The sequence below is a fragment of the Pseudomonas sp. CFBP13508 genome, from assembly GCF_005233515.1.
Lineage (GTDB): Bacteria > Pseudomonadota > Gammaproteobacteria > Pseudomonadales > Pseudomonadaceae > Aquipseudomonas > Aquipseudomonas mercuritolerans.
The window spans coordinates 415,297-441,875 of record NZ_QFZZ01000004.1 but is presented as its reverse complement, the minus strand read 5'-3'; the positions used below and the strand labels follow the sequence as shown (position 1 = coordinate 441,875).

The 26,579-nt window shown below is 61.4% G+C and carries 26 protein-coding genes; 14 read left to right on the top strand and 12 right to left on the bottom strand.

The annotated features are described in order from the left end of the window. Positions 1-170 precede the first annotated feature (170 nt). The 3 genes from PspCFBP13508_RS14230 to PspCFBP13508_RS14220 all read right to left on the bottom strand — a co-directional run bounded on the left by PspCFBP13508_RS14230 (position 171) and on the right by PspCFBP13508_RS14220 (position 2,190). Entirely contained in the window at positions 171-1,382 is a 1,212-nt protein-coding gene (locus PspCFBP13508_RS14230; protein ID WP_137214876.1) for a cytochrome c biogenesis protein DipZ, read from the bottom strand. Between the two features lie 88 nt (positions 1,383-1,470). Beyond that, positions 1,471-1,893, bottom strand: a complete 423-nt coding sequence (locus tag PspCFBP13508_RS14225; RefSeq protein ID WP_137214875.1) for a hypothetical protein — start codon at positions 1,891-1,893, stop codon at positions 1,471-1,473. Positions 1,894-1,926: 33 nt separating this feature from the next. Continuing rightward, positions 1,927-2,190 (bottom strand): DUF2790 domain-containing protein, encoded by a 264-nt coding sequence (locus PspCFBP13508_RS14220; protein WP_016775158.1) that lies wholly within the window; start codon positions 2,188-2,190, stop codon positions 1,927-1,929. Positions 2,191-2,487: 297 nt separating this feature from the next. Between PspCFBP13508_RS14220 and PspCFBP13508_RS14215 the strand changes: the two genes are divergently transcribed. The 6 genes from PspCFBP13508_RS14215 to PspCFBP13508_RS14190 all read left to right on the top strand — a co-directional run bounded on the left by PspCFBP13508_RS14215 (position 2,488) and on the right by PspCFBP13508_RS14190 (position 10,063). Further along, positions 2,488-3,228: a response regulator gene (locus PspCFBP13508_RS14215; RefSeq protein WP_039762337.1), complete on the top strand. Its 741-nt coding sequence runs from the start codon at positions 2,488-2,490 to the stop codon at positions 3,226-3,228. Further along, positions 3,225-4,535: a HAMP domain-containing sensor histidine kinase gene (locus PspCFBP13508_RS14210; protein ID WP_137214874.1), complete on the top strand. Its 1,311-nt coding sequence runs from the start codon at positions 3,225-3,227 to the stop codon at positions 4,533-4,535. Before PspCFBP13508_RS14215 ends, PspCFBP13508_RS14210 begins: the two co-directional genes overlap by 4 nt. Positions 4,536-4,753: 218 nt before the next feature. Continuing rightward, positions 4,754-6,937: a hypothetical protein gene (locus PspCFBP13508_RS14205; protein WP_137214873.1), complete on the top strand. Its 2,184-nt coding sequence runs from the start codon at positions 4,754-4,756 to the stop codon at positions 6,935-6,937. Further along, positions 6,900-7,970, top strand: coding sequence for an NAD(P)/FAD-dependent oxidoreductase (locus tag PspCFBP13508_RS14200; protein WP_241669517.1), 1,071 nt, complete (start codon positions 6,900-6,902; stop codon positions 7,968-7,970). Before PspCFBP13508_RS14205 ends, PspCFBP13508_RS14200 begins: the two co-directional genes overlap by 38 nt. 149 nt (positions 7,971-8,119) lie before the next feature. Beyond that, positions 8,120-9,166 (top strand): class I SAM-dependent methyltransferase, encoded by a 1,047-nt coding sequence (locus PspCFBP13508_RS14195; RefSeq protein WP_137214871.1) that lies wholly within the window; start codon positions 8,120-8,122, stop codon positions 9,164-9,166. Positions 9,167-9,220: 54 nt separating this feature from the next. Beyond that, on the top strand, positions 9,221-10,063 hold the full coding sequence (locus PspCFBP13508_RS14190; RefSeq protein WP_137214870.1) for an NAD-dependent protein deacetylase: 843 nt from the start codon (positions 9,221-9,223) through the stop codon (positions 10,061-10,063). 150 nt (positions 10,064-10,213) lie between these two features. On the opposite strand, the gene PspCFBP13508_RS14185 is transcribed toward PspCFBP13508_RS14190, so the two are convergent. Further along, positions 10,214-11,830: a L,D-transpeptidase family protein gene (locus PspCFBP13508_RS14185; protein WP_137214869.1), complete on the bottom strand. Its 1,617-nt coding sequence runs from the start codon at positions 11,828-11,830 to the stop codon at positions 10,214-10,216. A gap of 152 nt (positions 11,831-11,982) precedes the next feature. Here PspCFBP13508_RS14185 and PspCFBP13508_RS14180 point away from each other — a divergent pair, with 152 nt between their 5' ends. Next, positions 11,983-12,696, top strand: coding sequence for a murein L,D-transpeptidase catalytic domain family protein (locus PspCFBP13508_RS14180; protein WP_016775166.1), 714 nt, complete (start codon positions 11,983-11,985; stop codon positions 12,694-12,696). Here PspCFBP13508_RS14180 and PspCFBP13508_RS14175 read toward each other — a convergent pair. Then, entirely contained in the window at positions 12,693-13,313 is a 621-nt protein-coding gene (locus tag PspCFBP13508_RS14175; protein ID WP_137214868.1) for a cell wall hydrolase, read from the bottom strand. The genes PspCFBP13508_RS14180 and PspCFBP13508_RS14175 overlap by 4 nt on opposite strands. Positions 13,314-13,510: 197 nt before the next feature. Here PspCFBP13508_RS14175 and PspCFBP13508_RS14170 point away from each other — a divergent pair, with 197 nt between their 5' ends. The 5 genes from PspCFBP13508_RS14170 to PspCFBP13508_RS14150 all read left to right on the top strand — a co-directional run bounded on the left by PspCFBP13508_RS14170 (position 13,511) and on the right by PspCFBP13508_RS14150 (position 19,819). Next, entirely contained in the window at positions 13,511-14,362 is an 852-nt protein-coding gene (locus tag PspCFBP13508_RS14170; RefSeq protein ID WP_137214867.1) for a CAP domain-containing protein, read from the top strand. 119 nt (positions 14,363-14,481) lie between these two features. Continuing rightward, complete coding sequence (gene moaA / locus PspCFBP13508_RS14165; protein WP_016775169.1) at positions 14,482-15,480, top strand: GTP 3',8-cyclase MoaA; 999 nt, start codon at positions 14,482-14,484, stop codon at positions 15,478-15,480. A 25-nt stretch (positions 15,481-15,505) separates the two neighbouring features. Beyond that, positions 15,506-16,405 carry a bestrophin family protein gene (locus PspCFBP13508_RS14160; protein WP_137214866.1) on the top strand — a complete coding sequence of 300 codons (900 nt, stop codon included), beginning with the start codon at positions 15,506-15,508 and terminating at the stop codon, positions 16,403-16,405. A gap of 619 nt (positions 16,406-17,024) precedes the next feature. Continuing rightward, the gene (locus PspCFBP13508_RS14155; RefSeq protein ID WP_137214865.1) at positions 17,025-18,389 is read left to right on the top strand and encodes a glutamine synthetase family protein; all 1,365 of its coding nucleotides are present in this window, start codon (positions 17,025-17,027) and stop codon (positions 18,387-18,389) included. Positions 18,390-18,535: 146 nt separating this feature from the next. Beyond that, positions 18,536-19,819, top strand: coding sequence for an FAD-binding oxidoreductase (locus PspCFBP13508_RS14150; RefSeq protein WP_137214864.1), 1,284 nt, complete (start codon positions 18,536-18,538; stop codon positions 19,817-19,819). A 112-nt stretch (positions 19,820-19,931) separates the two neighbouring features. Here PspCFBP13508_RS14150 and PspCFBP13508_RS14145 read toward each other — a convergent pair whose 3' ends face one another. Then, positions 19,932-20,717, bottom strand: a complete 786-nt coding sequence (locus tag PspCFBP13508_RS14145; protein ID WP_130910977.1) for a DeoR/GlpR family DNA-binding transcription regulator — start codon at positions 20,715-20,717, stop codon at positions 19,932-19,934. 83 nt (positions 20,718-20,800) lie between these two features. Between PspCFBP13508_RS14145 and PspCFBP13508_RS27430 the strand changes: the two genes are divergently transcribed. After that, the gene (locus PspCFBP13508_RS27430; RefSeq protein WP_163012744.1) at positions 20,801-20,965 is read left to right on the top strand and encodes a hypothetical protein; all 165 of its coding nucleotides are present in this window, start codon (positions 20,801-20,803) and stop codon (positions 20,963-20,965) included. A gap of 133 nt (positions 20,966-21,098) precedes the next feature. Here the strand turns inward: PspCFBP13508_RS27430 and PspCFBP13508_RS14140 are convergent, their stop codons facing one another. Both PspCFBP13508_RS14140 and PspCFBP13508_RS14135 read right to left on the bottom strand, forming a co-directional pair. Further along, positions 21,099-22,118: an AbrB family transcriptional regulator gene (locus tag PspCFBP13508_RS14140; protein ID WP_137214863.1), complete on the bottom strand. Its 1,020-nt coding sequence runs from the start codon at positions 22,116-22,118 to the stop codon at positions 21,099-21,101. A 145-nt stretch (positions 22,119-22,263) separates the two neighbouring features. Then, positions 22,264-22,686, bottom strand: coding sequence for an HD domain-containing protein (locus tag PspCFBP13508_RS14135; RefSeq protein ID WP_137214862.1), 423 nt, complete (start codon positions 22,684-22,686; stop codon positions 22,264-22,266). A 158-nt stretch (positions 22,687-22,844) separates the two neighbouring features. Here PspCFBP13508_RS14135 and PspCFBP13508_RS14130 point away from each other — a divergent pair, with 158 nt between their 5' ends. Next, entirely contained in the window at positions 22,845-23,276 is a 432-nt protein-coding gene (locus tag PspCFBP13508_RS14130) for a hypothetical protein (protein WP_130910980.1), read from the top strand. Between the two features lie 70 nt (positions 23,277-23,346). Here the strand turns inward: PspCFBP13508_RS14130 and PspCFBP13508_RS14125 are convergent, their stop codons facing one another. From PspCFBP13508_RS14125 to PspCFBP13508_RS14110, 4 genes are all read right to left on the bottom strand, one after another. Continuing rightward, entirely contained in the window at positions 23,347-23,631 is a 285-nt protein-coding gene (locus PspCFBP13508_RS14125) for a hypothetical protein (RefSeq protein ID WP_137214861.1), read from the bottom strand. A 194-nt stretch (positions 23,632-23,825) separates the two neighbouring features. Then, the gene (locus PspCFBP13508_RS14120; RefSeq protein ID WP_130910982.1) at positions 23,826-24,110 is read right to left on the bottom strand and encodes a hypothetical protein; all 285 of its coding nucleotides are present in this window, start codon (positions 24,108-24,110) and stop codon (positions 23,826-23,828) included. Positions 24,111-24,303: 193 nt separating this feature from the next. Beyond that, a complete protein-coding gene (locus PspCFBP13508_RS14115) occupies positions 24,304-24,852 on the bottom strand; it encodes a cupin domain-containing protein (RefSeq protein ID WP_011333561.1) in 549 nt (182 codons plus the stop codon). Positions 24,853-25,250: 398 nt separating this feature from the next. Then, the gene (locus tag PspCFBP13508_RS14110) at positions 25,251-26,534 is read right to left on the bottom strand and encodes an FAD-binding oxidoreductase (protein ID WP_130910983.1); all 1,284 of its coding nucleotides are present in this window, start codon (positions 26,532-26,534) and stop codon (positions 25,251-25,253) included. Positions 26,535-26,579: the final 45 nt, after the last annotated feature.

Sequence of the window (26,579 nt, the reverse complement as noted above, 5' to 3'; positions counted from 1 at the left end):
CGTCCGTCAGCCCTATAAATACGGCACTTTGCCGATGAGCGGTGAAGATCTGTCAAGCTCATGAAACACGGTACGTCGCGAAGCGAGCATGGGATGCATGTCGTGGGAAGAAATCAGGGAAAAAGCCCAATGGCTCAGGGTCGGCGACCCATGAGCCATTGTTGTGTTGATCAGGCGGCCGGTGCCTTGGCCTCCTCCAGCAACTGCTTGATCATCTGCTCCTGCTCTGCATAACGACCTTCGCCGAAGTGGCTGTAACGCACCTGGCCCTTGGCGTCGATCAGGTAATGCGCCGGCCAGTATTGATTGCTGAAGTTGCGCCAGATCGCGTAGTCGTTGTCGATCGCTACCGGGTAGGTGATGCCGAGTTTTTTCACCTGGTCCTTGACGTTGTCGATGATGCGTTCGTAGCCGTATTCGGGGGTGTGTACGCCGATCACCACCAGCCCGTCCTTCTCATATTTCTGCGCCCAGTCTTTGACATACGGCAGGGTGTGCTGGCAGTTGATGCAGTCGTAAGTCCAGAAGTCCACCAGCACCACTTTGCCGCGCAGGGATTCGGCGCTGAGTTCCGGTGAGTTGAGCCATTGCACAGCCCCCGACAGCGATGGCATCGCGCCCTGGGCCTCGTCCATCATCGAATCGGCGCGGACCTTGCTGACGAAGTAGTCGACCACTTTCGGCACGTTTTCCAGGACGTTTTTCTCGACGCTGGCCACGCCCTCCGAAGACGTATTGGCGAGCAGGGTTTTGTCGGCGCCCGTCGAAATCACCGCGACCGTAGCAAGTACCGCAACCCCGGCACCACGGCGCAACCAGCCGCTGAACGGGATCGACGGTTTCAGCCGATTGACCAGACCGCGCCCGGCAAAAATCAACGTGCCCAGCGACAAGGCACTGCCGACGCCGTAAGCCAGCAGCAACAGGCTGGTCTGCGCATTGGCGCCTTGCAACATCGCGCCGGTCAGAATCACCCCAAGGATCGGCCCGGCACACGGCGCCCACAACAGGCCGGTGGCGACACCGAGCATGATCGAGCCCATCGGTCCGGCACGTTTACGCGTGTCCTGATCGAGACGATTGCCGAGCGCGACAAACGGCCTGGTCAGCCAGTCACCGACGCGGGCCGAGATCAGCGACAGGGCGAACAGCGCCATGACCAGCAAGGCGACGTGGCGGCCGGTGTTGCTGGCCTGGATCACCCACTCGCTGCTGACCACCGCGAGGCTGGAGATCAGCGCAAAGGTCAGCGCCATGCCAGCGAGAGTCAGGAAAATCGAGGAACGGGTACGGTTGGCGCCAGCGAACAGAAACGGCACCACCGGCAGGATGCACGGACTGAAAACGGTCAGCAGACCGCCGAGAAATGCGATGAGGTACATAAGGGGTCACCTTGGAATGGGGGCTGGGCACACAACCGGGCAGCGAGGGAAACGTCCCCTCGCTAGCTCGCTTTATTTACGCCGTGGCTCATGCAGTCTGGCCGTCGAGCAACTGCCCTTGAGGCGTGCGACTGGTACCGTTTTCCGCGACCAGTTGGCCTTGCGGTGTACGGCTGGAACCATCAGCGGCGACCATCTGGCCTTGCGGTGTACGGCTCGATCCGTCAGCGGCGACCATCTGCCCCTGCGGTGTGCGGCTGGAACCATCAGCGGCAACCATCTGGCCCTGCGGTGTGCGGCTGGAACCATCAGCGGCAACCATCTGCCCCTGCGGTGTGCGGCTGGAGCCGTCAGCGGCGATCAAGGCATCGCTACCCTCCTTCGCCACGGTGGTCAGCTGGAAGCAGGTGCTGCTGGCGCAACTGCTCTGCTCCACAGCACTGTTGGCGTGGGCGGCGGCACCGGTGAAGGCGAAGGCTGCTGCGGTCAGAAAGCGCGAAACATTGTTCATGGCAAAACTCCTTGCAGAAAAAGTAGGGATGACTCAGTTCTGGTTGTTGCAGCCGTCAGCGAATTTGCTGTAATCCAGCTCGCGGGTTTTGCCGGCGGAATCGAGGTAGGTCATGCGCGCCTCGGTGATGCCGCAGGTCACCGAGGTGTCTTCGGTCATCGACAGCACTTTCTGGATATCCAGATGGGTGCCGTAGGTGTAGGTTTGCCGGCTGACGTCCGCTTCGGCGTGGGCCGACAGGGTGCAGATGTTCAGAGCGGCGAACAGGCAGGCGGCGAATACGGATTTGTTGTTCATGGTGTAGTCCTCAAGGCTTCAGTGGGTTTGAGCCGAGGCGGTCTGTGTGTGCCTCGATGGAGCCTATTTGAGGCCTTCGAGGTATCGCGTCTGTGTCAGGAAAGGACGAGAATCACTCGTTGTGTATCCATGCAGTGTGTAGATACACAGCGATACAAAACCCCGAAAAAATCGTGATTTTGCGTCGGCGTGTATCCGCCGTCGGGGCAGATACACTGCAATACAAAGGCAGGCAGGCGTGCGTTCCACGGCGCTATAGACTGCACGGCATTCCCCTTTTGACAGAGGCTTGAACCGATGGAACATGTCGATCACATTCTCATCGTCGACGACGACCGCGAGATCCGTGAACTGGTAGGCAACTACCTGAAGAAGAACGGCCTGCGTACGACAGTGGTCGCCGATGGCCGGCAGATGCGCAGCTTCCTTGATGCCAACACCGTCGACCTGATCGTGCTCGACATCATGATGCCCGGCGACGATGGCCTGCAGTTGTGCCGCGAATTGCGCGTGGGCAAACACAAGGCGACGCCGGTGCTGATGCTCACCGCGCGCAACGATGAGACCGACCGCATCATCGGCCTGGAAATGGGCGCCGACGATTACCTGACCAAACCGTTCGCCGCCCGCGAACTGCTGGCGCGGATCAACGCCGTATTGCGCCGCACGCGCATGCTGCCGCCGAATCTGGTGGTCACCGAAGCCGGACGCCTGCTGGCGTTCGGTCGTTGGCAACTGGACACCTCGGCCCGCCACCTGCTCGACAGCGACGGCACCATGGTTGCCCTCAGCGGCGCCGAATACCGCCTGCTGCGGGTGTTCCTCGACCATCCGCAACGGGTGCTCAGCCGCGATCAACTGCTCAACCTGACCCAGGGCCGCGAGGCCGATCTGTTCGATCGCTCCATTGATTTGCTGGTGAGCCGCTTGCGTCAACGTCTGCTCGACGATGCCCGCGAACCGGCCTACATCAAGACTGTGCGCAGTGAAGGTTATGTGTTTTCGCTGCCGGTCGAACTGCTTGGGGCGTCGGCATGAAACTCAAGCTGCAATGGCCGCGTACCCTCGCCTCGCGCCTGTCGCTGATATTCCTGATCGGGCTGATTCTGGCGCAGGGCCTGTCGTTCGGCGCGCAGTATTACGAGCGTTACCAGAGCGCGAAAAGCACCATGCTCGGCAACCTCGAAACCGACGTCTCGACGTCGATGGCCATCCTCGATCGCCTGCCCGCCGTCGAACGCGAGGCCTGGCTGCCGCGTCTGGCCCGGCGCAATTATGGCTACCTGCTCAATGAGGGCGAACCGGGCATGCCGGTGACCTCGGCTGAAAAGTCCGTCGCGATCGCCTCGATTACGGCGGCCATCGGCGACACTTATCCAATCGTGTTTACCGAAGTTCCCGGCGGTCCGAGACAACATTTCCAGGGCCACTTGCGCCTGAGCGACGGCAGCCCGGTGACCATCGATATCCGCCCGGCGATGGTGCCGTTGTCACCGTGGTTGCCGGTGGTGCTGCTCGGCCAACTGGCGTTGCTGATCCTCTGCACCTGGCTCGCCGTGCGCATTGCCATCCGTCCCCTCACCCGCCTCGCCAACGCGGTGGAAACCCTCGACCCCAACGCTCACCCGATCAAGCTCGACGAGCAAGGGCCGACCGAAGTTGTCCACGCGGCACGGGCGTTCAACGCCATGCAGACGCGCATCGCCGCCTACCTGAAAGAACGCATGCAACTGCTCGCGGCGATTTCCCACGACCTGCAAACGCCGATCACCCGGATGAAACTGCGCGCAGAGTTCATGGACGACTCGGTCGAGAAAGACAAACTGAGCAGCGACCTGGGCGAGATCGAACATCTGGTGCGCGAAGGCGTGGCTTACGCTCGCAGCGTTCACGGCGCCACCGAAGAAAGCCGGCGTACTGATCTCGACTCGTTCCTCGACAGCCTGGTCTTCGACTATCAGGACATGGGCAAGGACGTGCAGCTCGGCGGCAAGAGCAAAGCGGTGATCGAAACCCGCCCACAGGCACTGCGCCGGGTACTGGTGAATCTGACCGACAACGCCCTGAAATTCGCCGGCGCCGCGCAATTGCAGGTCGAAGCGCAGGGCAACAGCCTGTCGGTGAAAGTCCTCGATCGCGGCCCGGGCATCGCCGAGGCCGAACTGGCGCAGGTACTGGAACCGTTCTACCGCGTGGAAAACTCGCGCAATCGTGACACCGGCGGCACCGGGCTCGGACTGGCGATCGCCCAGCAATTGGCGTTGGCGCTCGGTGGCTCGCTGATGTTGAGCAATCGTGAAGGTGGCGGGCTGTGCGCTGAGCTGAAGTTGCCGCTGCCCGGCTGATAGCCACCGTTTAAATTTCCCTCCTGCCCCCTGCTGTTTCCATCCAAACAGCAGGCATCTGCCTACAACCTCGTCGGAATCTCCCGACTGTTGCGCCCAGGCAAAGGCCCCTATGGTTATGCATGTCCAGACGCCCCGCTACTGTCAGACCTGACAGTAGCGGGGCATCAGCCTTGTGCTGTCTGATGACGGCTCGCGAACCGTAACGAGGATCAGCCATGACTCTGCTCGAATCCGTCACACACGTGTGTCGCCGGTTGGCCCCCGGCGGCTGGCATTCGCTGATGTTGGCCCATGGCCTTGATCTGCTTGCGGAGCCACTGGCAGCCGAACTTGTGCGGCCGATGAAGATTGACCGCAACCTGAGCGGATTCGAAGATTTCGCCCCTGACGGAACGCGCGCAATCGAAGCAGCGGTGCCCTCGCGCAGTCTGCTTTATCACGCACTGGCGTCACCGCGAGTGACCGTCGATGAAACCGGAACAGATCTGCTGCTGTTTCCGACGCCGGGCGAAATCGAAACCGTGCTGAACTATGTCTACAGCATCGCCCCGCCCACTTTCGATCAACTGCGGCTGACCGCCGCAGGCGCACCTTTGGCGGTGGTCGCTTTTGCCAGTGAATATCGCTGCGCCGCCGACACCGTGCACGGCCGACACGCCGACCTGTGCTTTTCGCGCACCGGCATTGCCCGCGTCGGCACCGCGCCCGCCCGATATGACGCCAGACAGCGATGCTTTTTGCCATTTGTCGACGACGACGTGCATGGCATTCGGGTCATGCCGGTGCGCTACAGCGCCTACATTGCCATGCAGTTGCGCGGCGATGCGCAGCGCTTCGGCCCCATGGACTTTCAGGCTGAAGTCGATCCAGAGCTGGACTTCTGGGTGCCGCTGCACAAACTGTTCGATGGGGACCAGTGTCTGGCGGGCATGGAATTGTCGGTAACGCTGGAAAACCATCAGATCAACGAGAAGTTGCGGCATATCCATTTACGTCACAGCGGCACTGGCTGGGAGGAACCGCAAATCAGCCAGGCACCCTTTGTCGTGACCGAAAATCTGGCCGACTGGGCGCCAGCCGATGAATTGGGCGCGGGTCTGTTGGTCCCACAGTCGAAAGCGCGACTGGTCGAACCCGCCCAGATCGACGGCCGACCGCTGACGTTTCTAATGCCAGCCAACACCGCTGGCATGGTGCATGGTCGGCACAAGGTCAACGCAGATGGCAGCATCGAAAACCTGAACGACCGTGCAGATGTCGAAGCACTGGTTCGACAAGGTGGTTATGAGGCTCTGCATTATCAGGACGCAACCGCCGACGGCTGGGTCCGGCCAGATTGCCCGGCACTCAACGACCTTCTGCCGACGGTGGCCGCTTATTCGATTATCGGTCCTCCGGATTTTTACCCATTGTGCAGCCAGCGCAAACTGTTGCACTGGGTCCGCGAAGAGCCGCTTTTGCCTGACTCCGACGTCTGGCACGCCCGCCTCGAAGCACTTTCGAACGTGCGGTACTGCGCCAACCTGAATCTCGAGGATCAATTGTTCTCGCATACGGACCGAGGGGTGACGGCGATTGTCGCCTCGGCTGAACCGTGCCCGCGCGATCTGTCACAAATCCCGCCCGCACCAAGTCCACGACCCTCCTCGCTGCCTGACGGCGCTGCCGGAGTTTTCGGCCCGGGCTGGGAGGTAGGATGGGTTCGGCAGAAAACCCCGGATGCGCAATGGATCAACGTGTTGGCCGGCTATCAGATGGCAAGCCCGTTTCCCGAGGACGCAAAAATATGCGCGGCGCTGGGCTCCTTTTGGCCGGGGGTGGCACCGGACTCGGCGCGAGTCTTCGAACCACGCTCAAGCCTGCACACCATCATTCCGTTGACCGACAAGGAAATCGGCCAGGGCGGCGCCATTGCCTGGGACGACCAGCGCGGCCCGCAACTGATCGTTGAAGACAATCGCCTGTTTGCCCAGTACCACGCCTACGTCCACGCCGATTACACACAGGTCGCCCTGCAAGGCCGGTTTTCTCTGCGCCTGACCGGCCACACCTCGCAAACGGCGTATGAAAGACGCGTCGTCTCGATGTACAGGGTTTACCGCGCGCTTGGTGCTGACAGGGACAATGCCCGGCGCAATGCCTGGCCACTGCTGTCGTTTCTGGAGGTGCAGCGACCAGACAACGAACTCGACAACGCACAGCAGCAAGCCGGCGTTGCCCTTGAGGGGTGGGTGCAGCGTTTTTCGATGTACAAGCGCGGAGCCGTCAGCATTGCCGATGATGATTTCAAGTTGCGTCACGTCGAGGTCGAGCGTCAGGTCCTGCTGTTTGTCAGCACTGATCTCATCCTGATGAAACAGGATGCAGGCCCCTGGCAGGTCGCGGTTGAAACACTTTGATGTCGTAGTGGTCGGCGCAGGACCTGCGGGCTGTGCGAGCGCCATCAGCTGTGCCCGCCGTGGACTGCGCGTGGCTTTGCTCGAGCGTCAGGCGTTTCCCCGCTTCCGTCCCGGCGAAAGCCTGCACCCGGGTATCGAACCGTTATTGCGACAACTGGGCGTCGCCGATCTGCTCTGTGTCTCGTCAACCCTGCGCTTTGAGGGTCAATGGGTGCACTGGAACGGTCCGCCGCGCTTCAACGCTTTCGGCGCGGACGTAACTGGCCCGTGGCGTGGCTTCCAGATCAGCCGCGTGCTACTGGACGCCGCGTTATTACAGCAAGCCGCTTCAGCGGGTGTAGAGATATACCAGCCGTGTCGGGCGCACAGCGCTCTCACGGTCGGGCAACAGGTAATCGGCGTAGAAGCCGACGCCGGTTGCCTTTACACCTCGTACGTGATCGATGCCAGTGGTGCAGCCGGCTGGCTTGGACGCCAATTGCACCTGACAGAGCAAATCGATTCTCCTGTGTTAGTGGCCCGCTGTGGATATTTGCACGGTCAGCCGGCCCGCTACGCGAGCAATCCGCACCTGCTGGCCACGACGGATGGCTGGACATGGGTCGCCCGGATTGGGCCGCAATTGACCCATTGGACACACCTTGCGTTTGAAACCGACGCACTACAGACCGTCAGGCAGTCCAGACAAATGCTGCCCGAAGACCTCCAGGCATTACCGCAATCGGGGACGATACGCGGAGCCGAGGTAAGCTGGCGCATCAGCGCGACCGTTGCCGGTGACGGCTACCTTCTCGTAGGTGATGCTGCATGCCGACTCGATCCGGCTTCGTCGCACGGTGTGCTCAAGGCGTTGATGAGCGGCATGCAGGCCGCCCAAGCTATCCATGACAGCCTGCACCGACCATTACTGCGAACTGCCGCGCAAGCGCAGTATCAACAATGGCTGCGCTGTTGGTATGAGCACGACCTGACACAGCTGCGCAGTTTCTATCGTCAGCACCCGTTCCCGCCCCGATGGCTGGGCACTGATTGAGCAAAAGAAGACTAGACTCATTCATTACCCAGTCGAGGGGGCCGCAGGACGTCTGCTGTGCCCTGCCCCAATCCGTGACCACCGCCCGGTGGCGCCTGCCTCGACATTCAACGCCGCCGGACGGTGATCCTGTTTCAGGAGCACACGTGATGAATGAGGCGAAGCTCAACGAATTCATGGGCAAACTGGTCAACGACATGGGCGGCGCGGCGATGCTGGCCAATGTCATCGTCGGCGAAGAACTCGGTCTGTACCGGGCAATGGCCGACAGCCAACCGATCAGCCCCGAAGCCCTCGCAGCAAAAACCACCTGCAATCCCCGCCTGGTACGCGAATGGCTCAGCGCCCATGCCGCATCCGGCTACATGGAACACTCTGACGGTCAGTTTCGTTTGCCCGAAGAGCAGGCACTGGCGCTGGCAGTGGAGGATTCGCCGGTGTACGTCGCTGGCGGTCTCGGCGTGGTGGCGTCGTTTTTCCATGACAAGGACAAACTGGTCAAGGCCATGCGCGGCAATGGCGCCTTGTCGTGGGGCGATCACCACCCGTGCATGTTCAGCGGCACCGAACGCTTCTTCCGCCCCGGCTACAAAGGTCACCTGATTGCCGAATGGCTTCCGGCCCTGGACGGCGTGGTGGCGAAGCTGGAACGCGGCGCCAAAGTTGCCGACATCGGCTGCGGCCACGGCGCCTCGACGGTGATCATGGCCCAGGCGTTTCCGAAATCGCAGTTTGTCGGCTTCGACTTCCATGCGCCGTCAGTCACCGTCGCCACGCAACGCGCCGAAGAAGGTGGCGTGGGCAATCGCGCCAGATTTTTCGAGGGCACGGCGAAAAACTATCCCGGCGGCGACTACGACCTGATCTGCTTTTTCGACTGCCTGCACGACATGGGCGACCCGGTCGGCGCCGCCCGCCACGCTTATGAGTCGCTGAAAGACGATGGCACGGTGTTGCTGGTGGAACCGTTCGCCAACGACAAACTGGACGACAATCTCAACGCGGTCGGGCGCCTGTTCTACGCCGCCTCGACGTTTATCTGCACGCCCAATTCGCTGTCCCAGGAAGTCGGCCTCGGGCTCGGTGCGCAGGCTGGGGAAATGCGCCTGCGCAAAGTCTTTGTCGAGGCCGGGTTCAAGCAGTTCCGCCGCGCCACGCAGACGCCGTTCAACCTGATTCTGGAGGCGCGCAAGTAACCCGTGCGGATCGCGTGCTAACCTGCCAGCACTGCCCATTCTGGAGTGCTGAGCATGCTCGATAGTCCGATCCGCGAACATCTCGATACGCTGTTGCAGGCCATGGCCGACGATAAATTCCTGATATTGACCGGCGCCGGCATCAGCACGCCATCGGGCATTCCGGACTATCGCGACAGCGACGGCGTGCGTCGTGGGCGGCAGCCGATGATGTATCAGGAGTTTCTCGCAGCCTCGGAATCACGCCGGCGCTACTGGGCGCGAGCGATGCTCGGCTGGCCGCGCGTGCGTCAGGCCCGACCGAATGCCGCGCATGAGGCGCTGGCGACGTTGCAACAGCGTGGCCGGATCAGCGCTTTGATCACGCAGAACGTCGACACCTTGCACGATCAGGCCGGCAGCCACGATGTGATCGAACTGCACGGCAGCCTGCACCGAGTGCTCTGCCTGGATTGCGGGCAACGCAGCGAGCGCGATGCGATCCAGCAGCAGATGGAGGCACACAATCCCTACCTGAGTGGTGTTGATGCGGTGCAGGCGCCGGATGGCGATACCTTGCTCGACCCGGCATTTGAAGCGCGCTTTCAGGTACCGCAGTGCCCGCATTGCGCGGGTGAGCGGATGAAACCGGATGTGGTGTTTTTCGGCGAGAACGTGGCGCAGCCGACGGCAGCGCGGGCGCTGGCCGCTGCCGAGAATGCGGCGGGTTTGCTGGTGGTGGGATCGTCGTTGATGGCGTATTCGGCGTTTCGCTTGTGTCGGGTGATTGCCGAGCGTGGCAAGCCGTTGATGGCGATCAATCTGGGCAAGACCCGGGCGGATGATCTGCTCGATTTGAAAATTGAAGGCTCGTGTGAGGAGCTTTTGCCGTGGTTGGTGGAGGAGCTGAGGCGGTGAGATTTTGAGTAATGGGTTCGGCTTGAAATCGGCCCCTCACCCTAGCCCTCTCCCGAGGGAGAGGGGACTGACCGAGGTGTTTGTACGGGATTCGTCGACCTGAAATCACTCATCGAACTCAGATCTTTGACTGCCGTGCTGGTGCCGGACTCAATGCGCCCGATCCAGCCCCGCCAGCAATGCGCTGTCGTGGCTGTAGATGTCCGGCGCATAACGCACATGGCCGCTGCTGTCGACTTGCGCCGTCCAGTAGGTCATCAGGATCGGCACCGGCGCCGACAGGCGAAATTCATGGGTGGTGCCGCTTGCCAGCAAAGTCTCGGTGCGAGCTTTTTCCGCCGGGGACAGCAGCAGATCGCGCAGTTGCAGCGGGTGCTCGACGCGCACACAACCGGAGCTGAACGCCCGTGGGCCTTTGTCGAACAGCGCCTTGCTCGGCGTGTCGTGCAGGTAGACCGAGAACGGGTTGGGGAAACGGATGACCATTTGCCCCAGCGGATTGCGCGGGCCGGCGTCCTGACGCAGGAGGATGTTGCCGGGGTTGTCCCAGTCGATGTCCGCCGCTGCCAAAGGCTGGCCGTTGGCATCGAGCACTTGCAGGTTCTGGCGGCTGAGGAAAGTCTGGTCCTTGCGGATTTCCGGCAGCTTGTCTTCTTTCCAGATGGTCGGCGGTACGGTCCAGGTCGGATTCAGCGTCAGCCGGGTGACGCGGGATTTGAGCAGCGGCGTCTGGCGTTCGGCGCGGCCAACTTGGGTGCGGGTCTGCCACACCGGTTGGCCGCCCTGATACAGCGTCAGCTCAGCGGCGGCCACGTTGACCACCAGCCCGCTGGGCTCTATGTCCTGGGCCATCCAGCGGAAACGTTCGAGATTGACCCGCAACTGATCGCGGCGGGTCAGCGGGCTGATGTTCAGCTCGGCAATGGTGCCCGGCCCGACCACGCCGTCAGCCTGCAACGAATGGCTGGCCTGAAAGTGCTTCACCGCTTCCACCAACACGTCATCGTAGGCGTTGTCCGGCGGCACCAGTGCGTGTGGCAGATAGCCTTCGCTATACAGACGACGGGCCAGTTCCGGCACGCGCGGGTCTTCCATCGCCGGACGCAGCAGCGGGCCGTTGCCCACCGGCTGCCATTGCGGCAAGGCTTGCAAGCGTTGCGCGGCATACAGCTGACGCAGGCTTTGATATTGCGGCAGATGCGGACGCGCCAGGTCGAACGCCGTAGCAATATCGTTCATGCCCGGCACAGCAATGCTGAGCAATTGCGCCTGACGGTCGGTCGGCGGGCCGTCGACACGCCACAGCGGTTCGAAATGCGATTGCAACAGACGGCCGTAATGCAGATCCTGCAAGGCCTGCAAATAGTTGCGGCTGATGTCGATGTCGGCGCACAGCTCGCCATCCTGCGGCGGTGTCGTCGCGACCGCATAGCGATTCGGATTCAACCCATCATCGGCCAACAGCTGCAATTGCGCGCGCAATGCCGGCAAGCGTGCCGACTCACTCGCCCACACCGGCATCCAGTCCTGCTGTTCATAAAACGCCTGCAATTGGCTCAACGCCGGGCCATTGAGACGCGGAGCAATGGCCGGGCACGACTGCGCCAGGCTGATCAAAACCGCCTGCAACGGGCTGCGCGGCTCGACCGGCAATTGCGTTTCAGGCGTCGGCAGGGTTTCGAGCGGGGGCAGCGGCTCATCGGCGCAAGCGACAAACGGCGCAGCGAGCAAACAAATGCTCAAGTAGCATGCGTACTTTTTGAACAACTGCTTTACTCCAATCCATGGCCGTCCAGATGACGGTCAACCTTACATCAGGTGCGCTGAACAGTCAGGCTCGAACCGCGAGCCTGCGGGTATTGACTGGGAGTCAGGAGCCAAAGTGCCGTTTATGTAGCAAGTTGAGGACACTTTATAAAATGTTGACGTTTTTGCGCCGACTTCTGTTGAGCACCGCGACCCTTGTCGCCGTGACCAGCCCAGTATTTGCCGCCGGCAAGCCATCGCCGGTTCTCTACAACAGCCTCGCCCACGCCGCGCCGGAACTCAATCCCCAGGCGCTCAAAGGTGCATTGAACGCCATGCAATGCGCGGTCAACAACGGCGCGAAACCCTCGCGGCATCTGGCGATCATCGATTATTCGCAACCGTCCACCGAACGCCGCCTGTGGATCTTCGATCTGAGCAAAAAGAAACTGGTGCTGCGTGATCTGGTTGCCCACGGTTCGAACTCCGGGGAAAACTTCGCCACGCAGTTTTCCAATCGCGAAGGCAGTTATCAGTCCAGCCTCGGTCTGTTCCGCACTCAGGAAAGCTACGAAGGTACTCACGGCTATTCGCTGCGCATGGATGGTCTGGAACCCGGTTTCAATGATCTGGCCCGTGATCGCGCGATCGTGATTCATGCCGCAAGTTATGTGAACCCGCTGTGGAGCAAGCGTCAGGGGCGTATCGGCCGCAGTCAGGGTTGCCCCGCCGTACGGCCGCAGATCGCCAAACAGGTGATCGATCGCCTGAAAAACGGCCAGTTCATGTTTTCCTGGTATCCGGATCAGCGCTGGCTGCAAAAGTCACCGTATCTGAACTGCCAGCCGCAACAGGTGGCGAGCATTCTCAACACCCACGCCAGTTAGCGCGCGTCGCCGCCGGCGGGTTTGTAGAACAGGAACCTGCCGGTCTGCGCCGTGTTGCGATAGGCCTTGGCCCAGCTCGGGTGCACGCCGCGATCGTGAAAATACAGGGCACCGCGCGTGCGGTCCTTGAGCTGACGGTTCAACGCCTTGCCGGCGATTTCCTTGGCCAGCGCGTATTCGGCGTCTTCCTTGACCTGATCGGGCTTGCCATCGCACCACCAGGAAAACTGGCAATTGCCGGTTTCCGATCCTTGCTTGACCACCGCGCACACCGTGTCGGGAAAGCCGTCGTGGCCGAGGCGATTCATCACCACACTGGCGACGGCTTCCATTTCCGGGGTGTCCTTGCCCTTGGCTTCCCAATAGATGCTGCGCGCCAGACAGGTCAGCGGATCGTCGAGCGGCGCGGCGCCGGCCGGGTCTACCGCCTGCGCTTCGGTGGGGGTGATGGCTTCGGATTTCGGCGCCGGCGCAGCACTGACTTTATCCGCCGCCTTCTCCTCCAGCACCTCGGCTTTCTGTTCGGCCTTGGCCTCGATCGGCGCCTGCGCCCCGGCCCATGCCGCGCCGGTCAAAAAGATCCACAACAAACCGCCCGCCAAGCCTTTCGATCCCATGTCGGTTCTTCCGTCAGCGCCCGCCCGGGGCAAGATGTTACGTCGGTGAGACGCCCGGTTTGCGGGGTCTTCGCAGAGTGTAGCGAGCAAATGCGCGGGCACACCAGCGCAGAAAAAATCCGCCGCAAAGAAAAACACATTCACTCACCGGGGGCCTTTCGCGCATCATGGGCGCATTCAGCTCAAGGGAGATTTCCATGCGCTTCATGCCGTCCGTTTTGCGTTGTGCCGCACTGTCGCTGGGCGTGGTGTTCGCCACCTCGGCGCTGGCTGCCGATGAACTGCAATTGATCGAGTCGATCAACAGCTATCGCAGCCAGCCGCAGCGTTGCGGCACGCAGGCATCGAACGAGTTGCCACCGCTGTCGGCCGATCCACGTCTGCGCCTGCCTGCCAGCGGCTCGGTCGATCTGCAGCAGGCCATGACCAGCGCCCACTACCCGATGGTCAACGTGCAGGCGATCACCCTCAACGGCCCGCGCGATGCAGCGGCGGCGATGCAGGCGATCAAGGAAAGCTTCTGCCAGGTGGTGCTCGACCCGCAGTTTGTCGATATCGGCGTCAACCGTGTCGACCGCGACTGGCGCATCGTTCTCGCGCGGCCGTTGCTGACGGCGAAACTCGGCGATGCACAAAGCGAAGGGCAAAAGCTGCTGGCGCAACTCAATACCGCGCGCAGCCAGGCGCGCCAGTGCGGCGGGCAGTCCTTCGCGGCGGCAGCACCGCTGGCGTGGAATGCCACGCTGGGCACCGTTGCCCAGGATCACAGCCGCGACATGGCCAATAATAACTACCTCGACCACAAGGACCGCGACGGCCGCACGCCAGGCGACCGCGCCGAGCTGTCCGGTTACAGTGGGCAACTGGTCGGCGAGAACATCGCCGCCGGGCAAGACACCGTCGGCAAGGTCGTTGACGGCTGGCTCGCCAGCCCCGGGCATTGCGCCAATCTGATGAACCCGCAATATCAGGAACTGGGCGCCGCCTACGCGACCGATCCGAAAAGCAACGCCGGCATTTACTGGACGGCAATGTTTGGCGCACCGTAAGGCATCATCGACGCCGTCAATCACTCGGTCAGCCAGAGTGATTGGACGGCATGGCGAGTGCAGCCTACCCTGCGCGATCTGCGCCCGCTGACGGCGCTCCACATCCACGAGGCGAGCCCATGACACAGCGTGAATTGATCGATGGTCACAACCGCCGCGTGGATTATCTGCGCCTGTCGGTCACCGACCGCTGCGATTTTCGCTGCGTCTATTGCATGGCCGAGGACATGCAGTTCCTGCCGCGCCAGCAGATCCTCACCCTCGAAGAGCTGTTCCAGGTAGCGCAAAGCTTCGTTGCCCTCGGCACGCGCAAGATCCGCCTCACGGGTGGCGAGCCGCTGATCCGGCCTGGTGTCGTGCAACTTTGCGAACAGATCGCCGCCCTGCCCGGCCTGCGCGAACTATGCCTGACCACCAACGGCTCACAATTGGGCCGACTGGCCCAGCCGCTGTTCGACGCTGGGGTCAAGCGCCTGAACATCAGCCTCGACAGTCTCGATCCGCAGCGCTTCAAAGAGCTGACCCGCACTGGCGATCTGGCGCAGGTCATCGACGGCATCGATGCCGCGCGTGCCGCCGGTTTCACCCGTACCAAGCTCAATTGCGTGGTGATGCAGGGCCGCAACGATCACGAGATCAACGATCTGGTCAGTTTCGCCATCGAGCGTGATCTGGATATTTCCTTCATCGAAGAGATGCCGCTGGGCGCGATCGCCGAACACAGCCGCGCCGAATCCTTCTACTCCAGCGCGCAAGTACGCGAACGCATCGCCGAACGTTTTACCCTGATCGACTCGACCGAATCGACGCAGGGGCCGTCGCGCTACTGGCGCGTGGCCGAAGCACCGAACATTCGCCTGGGCTTCATTTCACCGCACAGCCACAACTTCTGCGGCACCTGCAACCGCGTGCGCCTGACCGTCGAAGGTCGCTTGCTGCTGTGCCTGGGCAACGAGCATTCGATGGACCTCAAAGCGGTGTTGCGCGCCCATCCGGGCCACCCGGAACGTCTGGAAAACGCGATCATCGAGGCGATGAAACTCAAGCCGTATCGACACAACTTCGAAGTCAACGACGACGTGCAAGTGGTGCGTTTCATGAACATGACCGGCGGCTGATTCGCCGCGCAACCGGGACCGCGAGATGATCGTCAGACCGAGACCCAATCAGTTCGCCGTGCTGTTCACCCTCCGAGGCTCGATCGCCAAACGCATCGCCGTGCGTACCTTGATGCTGACACTGCTGGCGGCGGCGATTGTGCTGATCGAACTACTGGTGCCGAGCTACTTCGCGCAGATCAATTCGACACCGTTCACCCTGCTCGGCCTGTCGCTGTCGATTTTCCTGAGCTTTCGCAACAACGCCTGTTACGACCGTTGGTACGAGGGCCGCAAGGCCTGGGGCGAGGTGCTGTTGCGGGTGCGCGCGGTGATGCGCGAAACCCAAGGCATCGATGACTCGCGCCTGCGTGGGCAACTGTTGCGCAACCTGTGCGGTTTCGCCCACGCGCTGAATGCGCGGTTGCGTGGAGACAGTGAGGAGCAGGCCAGTGCCGACTGGGTCAGCCCGCCGATCGATGGGTCCGCGCCGGATCACTGCGGCCAGATCATTCATCAGGTCGGGCGCCAGTGTTCCGAGCTGGAAACGGCCGGTGTGCTATCGCCATGGCGTTATCAATTACTGGCCAATCACCTGACCTGCCTGAGCCAGGCCCAGGCCGTGTGCGACCGCATCAAGAACACGCCACTGCCCTTCCCTTACACCCTGCTGCTGCACCGCACCATCTACCTGTTCTGCCTGTTGCTGCCGTTCGCCATGGCGCAATCGCTGGGTTGGTTGACGCCGCTGTTCACGGCAATTGTCAGCTACACCTTTTTCGGCTTCGACGCGATTGCCGATGAACTCGAAGACCCGTTCGGCCGCGATGAAAACGATCTGCCGACCGATGCGCTGGTGCGTACCCTGGAGCGCGATGTGCTTTACGAACTCGGCGTCTCGCCGTTGCCGCCCGCGCCAGAGCCGGACGATTACGTGCTGCGCTGAATGGCTCAGCGGCAAGCAACGACATGGCCCGGCGCGTCCGCTCGGGACCGAGGTGCGGCCATTCGCGAGCAGGCTCGCTCCCACAGTTGAAATGCACTCTCCTGCGGAAGCGAGTCTGCTCGCGAAAACAGTGGAAATGCACTCTCCTGTGGGAGCGAGCCTGCTCGCGAAAAAGGCAACTCGGTCAATCAGCCCAAACGCCGGAACGCGCCACCGACGAATCTTCCATTTACACGCGCGCAAATTCCCCCTTACTATCCGGGCACAACGGTCGCCGGGCCTGCCCCGCCGCCGACGCTTTCCGCCAACGGAAACACGCGTTATGAGTACGTCACCACAACAACCGCAAAGGTTGCACGTCTCTGCTGTACGCGCCCACTGCAACAGGGGCCGCGTATGAACCGCATCGTCAATCTGCCCATGGCCCTGCGCCGTTCCAAGCTGCGTCACTCCGCACGCCCGCCGGATATCGCCATTCCTGCCTGATCGCGTGAGCTGAAACCGCGACAGTCAATTTCCCGATTTTCCTGATATCCCTGCCGGGACACTCACGCCTTTTTGTCGCGTCGTGTCCGGCCGAATCTGCGCGCCTGTGCGGCGCCACCGTGAGTGATTTGCCATGAAATTCGCAGCCATCGAAGAAGCACGCCTGTTCCTCGAACAGAACCCCGATATCGACATGATCGAACTGTTCATCCTCGACGCCAACGGCGTGCCGCGCGGCAAGCTGTTGCACCGCGAAGAACTGCTCGCCGTGTACGGAAGCGGCCGGCCATTGCCGAGCACCATCCTTGGCCTGACCGTACAAGGCGAGGACGTCGAGAACTCCGGACTGGTCTGGGACGTTGGCGACATCGACTGCCGCGCCTATCCGCTGCAAGGCAGTCTGGTGCGCTTGCCGTGGCGACAGATTCCGACCGCCGCCGTGCAGGTCAGCATGCACCCGACCGAGGGCCTGCCGGCGAGCATCGCTGACCCTCGGCACCTGCTGATCAAGGTGATCGACGGGCTCAAGGCCGAGGGCTATCACCCGATCATGGCCTGCGAGCTGGAGTTCTATCTGCTCGACGCCAAACGCGACCACAACGGCCGCCCGCAACCGGCGCTGGACGCTGACGGCGGACGACCGCGACACACGCAAGTCTACGGTTTGCGCGAGCTGGAGCAGATCGAGCCATTCCTCGCCGACCTCTACGGCGCCTGCAAACTGCACGGCATTCCGGCGCGCACAGCGATCTCCGAGTACGCCCCGGGGCAAGTGGAAATCACCCTTGAACACGGCGATGCGCTGGAGGCGATGGATCAGGCGGTGCGCTACAAGCGTCTGGTCAAAGGCGTGGCGCACAAGCACGGCATGCAGGCGACGTTCATGGCCAAGCCGTTCGATGATCTGGCCGGCACCGGCATGCACATGCACGTCAGCCTGGCCGATGCCGAGGGGCGTAATTTGTTCGCTTCTGAAGACCCGGCCGGCACACCGCTGTTGCGCACGGCGATCGGCGGCATGCTCGCATCTCTCCTGGATTCGCTGCTGCTGTTCTGCCCCAACGCCAACTCTTACCGGCGTTTCCAGGCCAACAGCTACGCGCCACTGGCGCCGACCTGGGGCGTCGACAACCGCACCGTCAGCCTGCGCGTACCCGGCGGGCCGGCGCCGACACGACACATCGAACACCGCATCTGCGGCGCCGATGCCAACCCTTATCTGGCAGCGGCAGCGATCCTCGCCGGCATTCATCGCGGCATCCGTGAAGAGCTGGATCCGGGGGCACCGGTCGAGGGCAATGGTTATGCGCAGGCGAAAGAACTGCTGCCGACCGATTGGCTGACGTCGCTACAAGCGCTGGAAAATTCACAGTGGGCACGGGAGGCGTTGGGCCAGGAATTCCTTGGGGTGTATCTGGCGGTGAAGCGTGCCGAGTATCGGCAGTTCATGGCTGAAGTGGGTGAGCAGGATTGGCGGTGGTACCTCACCGAGGCTTAAAGATCCAACACCGAACCTGTGGGAGCGAGCTTGCTCGCGAAGGCGTCGTCACATTCAACATTTTGGGTGACTGACATACCGCTTTCGCGAGCAGGCTCGCTCCCACAGGGAATGCACTTCGAACTAGAATTTTTGTGGACCCCGACATGACCATTCGCTGCAATTCCTACTACACCGCCACCCTCAACCAGGACACCGACTACCCGACCCTGCAAGGCCGGCACAAGGTCGATGTGGTGATCATCGGCGGCGGTTTCACTGGCGTCGCCACTGCCGTCGAACTGGCGGAAAAAGGCCTGAAAGTCGCCATCGTCGAAAGCCACAAGATCGGCTGGGGCGCCACCGGGCGCAATGGCGGGCAAGTCACCGGCAGCCTCTCCGGCGACGGCGCGATGCGCAAGCAGATGCGCGCGAAACTGGGCGATGACGTGGACGATTTCATCTGGCATCTGCGCTGGCGCGGGCATGAAATCATCCGCCAGCGCGTCGAGAAATATGCGATCCAGTGCGACCTCAAACACGGCCACTTGCACGCGGCGTACAAGCCGAGCCACATGGTCGATCTGCGCAAGGACTACGACGAAGCCATGTGTCGCGGATTAGGCGATGAAGTGAGCCTGCTCGACCGCAGCCAGGTTCGCGACCTGCTGCAAAGCGAGCTCTACCACGGCGCAATCAAGAACACGCGCAACATGCATCTGCACCCGCTCAACCTGTGCATTGGCGAAGCACGCGCAGCCGAAAGCCTGGGCGCGCTGATCTTCGAGAACAGCGAAGTGCTGGAGATCATTCACGGCGACAACCCCGGCGTGCGCACCGCCCAAGGCCAGATCGACGCCAGTCAGGTGATGCTCGCCGGCGACGTTTATCACAAGCTCGAACCGGGTCAGCTCAAGGGCAAGATTTTCCCGGCCATCGGCGGCATCGTCACCACCGCGCCGCTGGGTGTTCTGGCGCAACAGATCAACCCCGAAGACCTCGCCGTGTACGACTGCCGCTTCGTCCTCGATTACTACCGGCTCACCGCCGATGGCCGTTTGCTGTTCGGCGGCGGTGCCAACTACTGCGGCAAGGATTCGCGCGACATCGCTGCGGAACTGCGCCCGTGTATCGAGCGCACCTTCCCGGCGCTAAAAGGTGTGGCGATCGATTACCAGTGGAGCTGCGCGATGGGCATCGTCATCAACCGCATCCCGCAACTGGGCAAGCTCTCGGACAACGTCTGGTATTGCCAGGGCTACTCAGGACATGGCATCGCCACCACGCACATCATGGGCGAGATCATGAGCCGCGCGATCACCGGGCAAATGGAGCAATTCGATACCTTCGCCGCGTGCCAGCACATCCGCGTGCCAATGGGCGACCTGCTGGGCAACCCGTTGCTGGCGGCGGGGATGTGGTATTACCAGATGCTCGAGCGGTTGCGCTGACTGGACCGGCCCTTTCGCGAGCAGGCTCGCTCCCACATTGGATTTGTGAACGACACAACACCCTGTGGGAGCGAGCCTGCTCGCGAAGAGGCCCTCAAACCCAACACAAAATTCAATCCGGCAACTGCTCCACCACAATCCCCAGCCGCCGATAATCCTCGACATTCCCCGACCCCGGATGCCGCTCGGTAATCAACGTATGCAGGCGCGTACACGGCGCCACCACAAACGGCTCCACCGCGCCCAACTTGTCCGCCGTGGTCACCGCAATCACCCGCGTTGCACTGTCGAGCATCGCCTGTTTGATCGGCACCTCATCGAAATGCAGTGAGGTGATCCCCACCTCTGGATGAATCGCACACACCCCGGTAATTGCCAGATCAGCCTTGATTCCGGCCAGCAGTCGCAGCGCTTCCTGACCACTGGCCGACATCGAATGCGGATTCAATTCACCACCCGCCAGAATCACTTTCACGCCTTTGTATTCGGACAAGGCAATCGCCGTCAGCGGTGATGCGGTCACCGCAGTGATGCGGATATCGGCGGGTAATGCGCGCGCCACCTGCAACGTGGTCGAGCCGGAATCGAACAGCACAATCTGCCCGTCCTCGATGTGCTGCGCCGCCAATTGCGCCAGACGCACCTTGACCTCGTCGGTCTCATCCAGGCGGGTGAAGTAATCTTTGCCCGAATCCTTCGGTCGCGGCAGCGCCCCGCCATGCACGCGCTGCACCAGCCCGGCGCTGTCCAGCTCGGCGAGGTCGCGGCGGATGGTGTCTTCGGACACTGCGAAATGCTGGCTAAGCTCGGAGGCCATGACCTTGCCGTCACGCTCGAGAAGCAAAAGGATTTTCTGCCGGCGCAGGGACGGCAATTCGGCGATGGAGTGGTCGTGCATGGTTATGCCTGTTTGTGCTTGTAGTTGCAGGTTTCAGCGACACTAGCGAAAGTCTCGGGCAAATACAAACGCAGCGGCTATCAATGCTTTCGATCATTGGAATCAACACGGCGAATTTTTTCTTTGCGCTGCGCCTGTTCACAATGGCCCCACTCTCAAAAGCTCAGGATGAACAGCCCATGAATCTAAACTTCGCCTTCGCCTGCATGATTGTCGTGTCGTTCGCGATTGCCTTGGGCCACGCCTGACAGCGCGTCAAACCGAGCCCAGCACTTGCTCACGAAGCCGTTTATGCGCCGCAGCCGCCCTGGGGGAAAAGGCTGGGGTGAGGGGGATGGATCTGAATGACACGCCGCAATCGCCAGGCAGCACTGGCTTGCTTCAGGTTTCCTGGCGCACCCGCCTGACCTGCACCAACAACGCCGGGGCAAAATGCAGCAGCACCATCCGGCTCAGGTGATGCGTCAGGATAAACACCACATTGAGCCCGCCGCCAAACGCGACAATTGCAATCGTCTCGATCGCGCCCGGCATATACGCCAGCCACAACGACAGCGGATCACTGCCCAGCCAGCGCGCAGCCACCTCGGCAAACGCCGCTGCAACGACGATCATCAAACCCACCGAGACCAAAGCGGTACGCCCATGTCGCGCCAGCTCTGCGATACCCAGCCCCTGAAACCGTGAGCCGATGCGCACGCCAAGAATGAGTGCGGCCAGGTTCAAACTCCACTCCGGCATGTGAAAGCCGTGCAGCCATCCCGACTTCACAAATACAGCGGTTATGAGAATCGCGGTAAGCATGAATGGCGCCGGGACGCCGACCAGCAACAGCAAGCGGCCGAGCAATACGCTCAGCGCGATGACAGAGAACGCGGTCAGCGCCATGCCTGTGGTCAACGGATCGCTGGCGACTTCAGCCACCGCCGCTTGCCCGGGAATGAGCAAACTCACCAGCACGGTGATCAACAGCAGCCGCATCAGATGCACGATGATGACTTTGCTCGAAGCCTTTTCCGACTCAAGCAAATCGAACACTGCGGCCAATGCGCCGGGATACACCGCCAACAATGCGTCGGTGCGGTTCCAGCCGGCACCGCGTGTCAGCCACCATCCGGCGAGTGCGATTTGTACGGTCAGGCAGATCAGCAACACGCCAAGGCTGGGCAACATCGTAGTGGCCGTTTCGCTGTCCCACGCTTCGAACATCAGCCCAGTGGCAATGCCCAGCGTGACCTGGATGTAGCCCAAGCCATAAGGAGTTGCCGGGGCGATGCCGGTTTTGCTGGCAATCAACGCGGTAACGACAATCGAGCCCAGCAGCAAGCCGTGGGGTACGCCTTCAAACTGCAATAACGCGCCGAAACCGGCCGCAATCAACAAGCACACAATGGATTTCATAGTTCGCCTTCCTGGCTATTTTGTGAGACACCACCATTCCCCTGTGGGAGCGAGCCTGCTCGCGAAAGCGTCCTGCCAGTCACAGATGAATAACTGATCTATCGCCTTCGCGAGCAGGCTCGCTCCCACAAGAAGCCAATACGTCTTACATACGCAAGCGTGCAATCGCCCGCCGATATTTCTCGATCCGCTCCAGATCCTCCCAACTCGGCGAGGCAATCCGCGAGATATCGCTGTTCTCTTCCAGATCCGCCAGTTTCACCAGCCGCCCGATCGGGTTTTGCGCGGCACGATCAACAAAGTCTTCGTAGGCCTCACCCGGCACTTTGGTCACCGCTGCAATCGCCGCCAGCACCTCTTCGCTGAAACCTTCCCCGCGCAAATCATCCAGGCTCACTCCACAATCCTCGACTACATCGTGCAGCACAGCGACGATGCGCTCCTCCAGCGTATGCATGCGCAACATGACTTTCAGCGGATGCAAAATGTACGGCGCCCCGCCCTTGTCCACTTGCCCACTGTGGGCGGTGGCGGCAATGGCGATGGCGCGTTCGAGGGTCTGGGCCATGGGAATCGAATCCTGCGCTGTATGTTTCTGATTGTTGCGCAGTGTACGCGAAGATCGCTCAGCGCAAACCGATTGAACCTTGCCCGACCTCGCCGCCTCGAAACCAGACAAGCGCCAAATCACCGATCAGACGCGGCGCCATTGGAGAGGAATTGCCGATGAAAACCCGATTGCTGCTCCTGATCGCCACGTTCGCCATTATCCCCACCTGCGTCATGGCCGAAGGCTGCGACGTGCAGACCCGCTCCTCCAGCGCCGCAGTGCCTGCCGTGGAAACCCATAGTTGCTACGAATACGAAGGCATGCCCGTTGACTCCATCAACTGGTCATGCAGCAACGAAACCAAGGACACCCTCAACGCCACCAAGAAAAAAGTCGATCGCTGCGACGACCATTACCAGGCCACCTGCACCGCCCGTCTGACTCAGGAATCCCTGGCCAACCCCCACTCGACCAGCAAAGACAAAAGCGCCAAACCGCTGAACATGCCCGACAACGCCAAAGTCACCACGTATTACTACGACGGTGAGCATCTGGCTCAGGCGAAGATTGATTGTGAAAACAGCGGCGGGAACTGGAAGGCTAAATAGCTTCGGTCACCAGGGATTGCCTGATAGAAAGCCCGGCTTGACGCCGGGCTTGCTGCATCTGCAAACAGCCTCAACCTTCACCAGCACCGCTGCTGGTGCCGCTGTCGTTCGACTGCTTCGAACCGCTGGGCTTGGAACCCGCAGGTGTCGAGCCGTCATTGTTGGTGGTGTTGCCCTGAGTGCCTTTGGGCACGGTGGCACCGTTGGAATGAATATCTTCCGGCGCACTTGGGTTGGTTTGGCTATTGCCGTCGTTGGCGGTGGGTGCCGGGGTGTCGCTGGCGGCTGTCGCGTAGAGCGCGGTGGCGGATAACAGGGTGGCCAGGGACAGTGCTGCGAGCTTGACTGGGCGCATTTTGGCGGTTCCTTTGCGGGGGTAAGGTATGCATTGGAATCAGGCGCGCGGCGAAAATGCAGAGGGGCTGACGAATGGCAAAAATAAACAAACCCGACGCCTCGGAAGAGACATCGGGTCATCGACAAAAAAATTTCTGGCAGGCAGAGAAAAGCCCGGCTCGAAAGACCGGGCTTTCCAGTACGACGTAGCCATCAACCACCACCGCTACCCCCACTGCTGCTCCCGGATGGTTGACCCGCAGGGCTGGGTTTGGAGGCGGAAGGCACCGGTCCATTGTCGGTCTTGCCACCATCACCACCCGGGGGCAGCGAATCGGCATCCGGGTCGGCATTGGTGGCTGGCGACGCCGGTTCACGAGTCTGGCTGGTGCCGTCGCTCGCCTTCGGGGTCGACGTTTCGCCTGCCGCGAGCACATACGGCGCACTGCCGAAGAGCAGCGCCGCGACGGTTAACACCGCGATTTTATGGTTCAGCATGGTGGCTCTTCCTTTGCGTGGTGAGTTACAGCATTGGAAGAAGCTGTGCGGCGAACGTGCGATGCGTCGGACGAGTGGTTATCAGCCGAAGACCCCGCGAATTGTCGACATCTGAATACTTCGCAGGAAAACACCCAAACGGCCCACGGTTTCCTGAATCAACCTCGATGAAGCTATGCGAAACGCATGCTCCTCAAAAATTCGCCGGCGTATTCGCACTGATAATCTCAGCCTCATCTGCGCCGATATTGCGAAACTTATGCGGCAGCGTCGTCGGAAAGTAATAACCATCCCCCGCACTCAGCACACTCACCTGCCCGTCCACGGTCAGTTCCACCGTGCCACGCGTGACCAGCCCGCACTCTTCACCTTCGGCATGCACGATCGGCTCTTCGCCGGAGCTGGCGCCGGGGGCGTATTGTTCGCGGAGCAGGCGCATCTGGCGGCTGGGGACGGAGGCGCCGATGAGCAGCAGGCGCAGGCCGTGGCGGCCGAGATCGGGTTGTTCGTTGGCGCGGAACACGTATTGGTGTTCGCGCGGGGGCTGGTCGAAGGTGAAGAAATCGGCCAGGGACATCGGTATGCCTTCGAGCAGCTTTTTCAGCGAGCTGACGGAGGGGCTGACGCGGTTCTGTTCGATCAGCGAGATGGTCGCGTTGGTCACGCCGCTACGCCGGGCGAGCTCGCGCTGGGAGAGTTTGTAGCTTTCGCGTACTAGTTTGAGTCGAGAACCCGTATCCATGACAGCCTTATGTGAGAGCGACTTAAGGGCGATGGGGGTGGGTGGCGGGTGCCGCGCAGGTGGCGCGGATCACGTTGCTCCCGTGTCCCGGAACCGTGAAAGGCGGCTATTAAATCACGTTTGCCGGTGTTGCTCAGCAGGTTCGATGGATGGTGCGGCAAAAGTCCTGTTGGCCTTGGCAATACAGTCACTGTGGGAGCGAGCCTGCTCGCGAAAGCAGTGTGTCAGACAACGAAGATCTTGGCTGACATGGCCCATTCGCGAGCAAGCTCGCTCCCACATTTGGTTTTGAGCAGGTCAGCAAAAGCGAGTGTGGCTGGGCTGGCCTCTTCGCGAGCAGGCTCGCTCCCACAGGGAAAAACCGGCGGGGTCTTTCGGACCGTCGCCGGTGAGGTCAATCAAACGCCGAAGCGGTCGCGCAGGGAGTAGTAGACGGCACCGAGGGCGGTAAGCGGTGCGGAGAAGGTGCGGCCGCCGAGCATTGGCATGTGCGGCAGCGCGGCGAAGGCGTTGAAGCGTTCGGCGTCGCCGCGGATCATTTCCGAGATCAGTTTGCCGGCCAGGTGCGAGCAGGTGACGCCGTGGCCGCTGTAGCCCTGCATGTAGTAGGCGTTCTTTTCGATGCGGCCGAACTGCGGCATGCGCGACATGGTCAGCAGGAAGTTACCGGTCCAGCGGTAGTCGATCTTCACGTCCTTGAGCTGCGGAAAGGTCTTGAGGATCTTCGGCCGAATCAGTTGCTCGATATCGTCCGGCTCCCGCGCGCCGTAGACCACACCGCCGCCGTAAAGCAGCCGGTTGTCGGCAGTGAGGCGGTAGTAATCCAGCAGATAGTTGCAATCTTCCACGCAATAGTTGTTGGTGATCAGGCTGCGCGCCTGCTGCTCGGTCAACGGTTCGGTGACGACGATCTGCGAGCCGCACGGCATGCTTTTCGCGGTAACACGATTGTCTAGGCCTTGTGGCAGATAAGCGTTGCCGGCGATCAGCAGGTATTTTGCACGGACCAGACCTTTGGCGGTGCGCACGGTGATCGGCTCGCCGTAGGTGATTTCCACCGCCGCCGATTGCTCGTAGATCTTGCCGCCCAAACGCACGATGGCGGCGGCTTCGCCGAGGGCCAAGTTCAATGGATGAACGTGGCCGCCCTGCATGTCCAGCAAGCCGCCAACATAGGCGTCGGAACCCACTTCGCGACGAATGTCCGCGGCATCGAGCATCTTCAGATTGCGGTTGCCGTAGCGTTCCCAGTTGCGCTTCTGCTCGGCCAGGCCGTTGAGCTGTTTCTTGTTCATCGCCGCGAAAATACCGCCCGGGCGGTAGTCGCACTTGATGTCGTAATCCTTGATGCGCGAACGAATGATGTCGGCGCCTTCGAAGATCATGCTGCCGAGGATTTCTGCAGTCTTGTCGCCGTAGCGCTCTTCGATGACATCAACGTCGCGGCTATAAGAATTGACCAGTTGACCGCCATTGCGACCGCTGGCGCCGTAGCCGACTTTCGCCGCTTCCAGCACGGTGACTTTGTAGCCGGCTTCGCTGAGGAACAGTGCCGAGGACAGACCGGTGTAGCCGGCGCCGATGATGCAGACATCGCAGTCCACTGCCTCTTCGAGAACCGGGAAGTCGATGACTTCGTTGCGGGTCGCGGCGTAGTAGCTGTTTACGTGTTGCTGTTTCATAGGTTTCTCCGAGGGCCGCCAACCAGGGGCGGCCGCCGCTGTAAA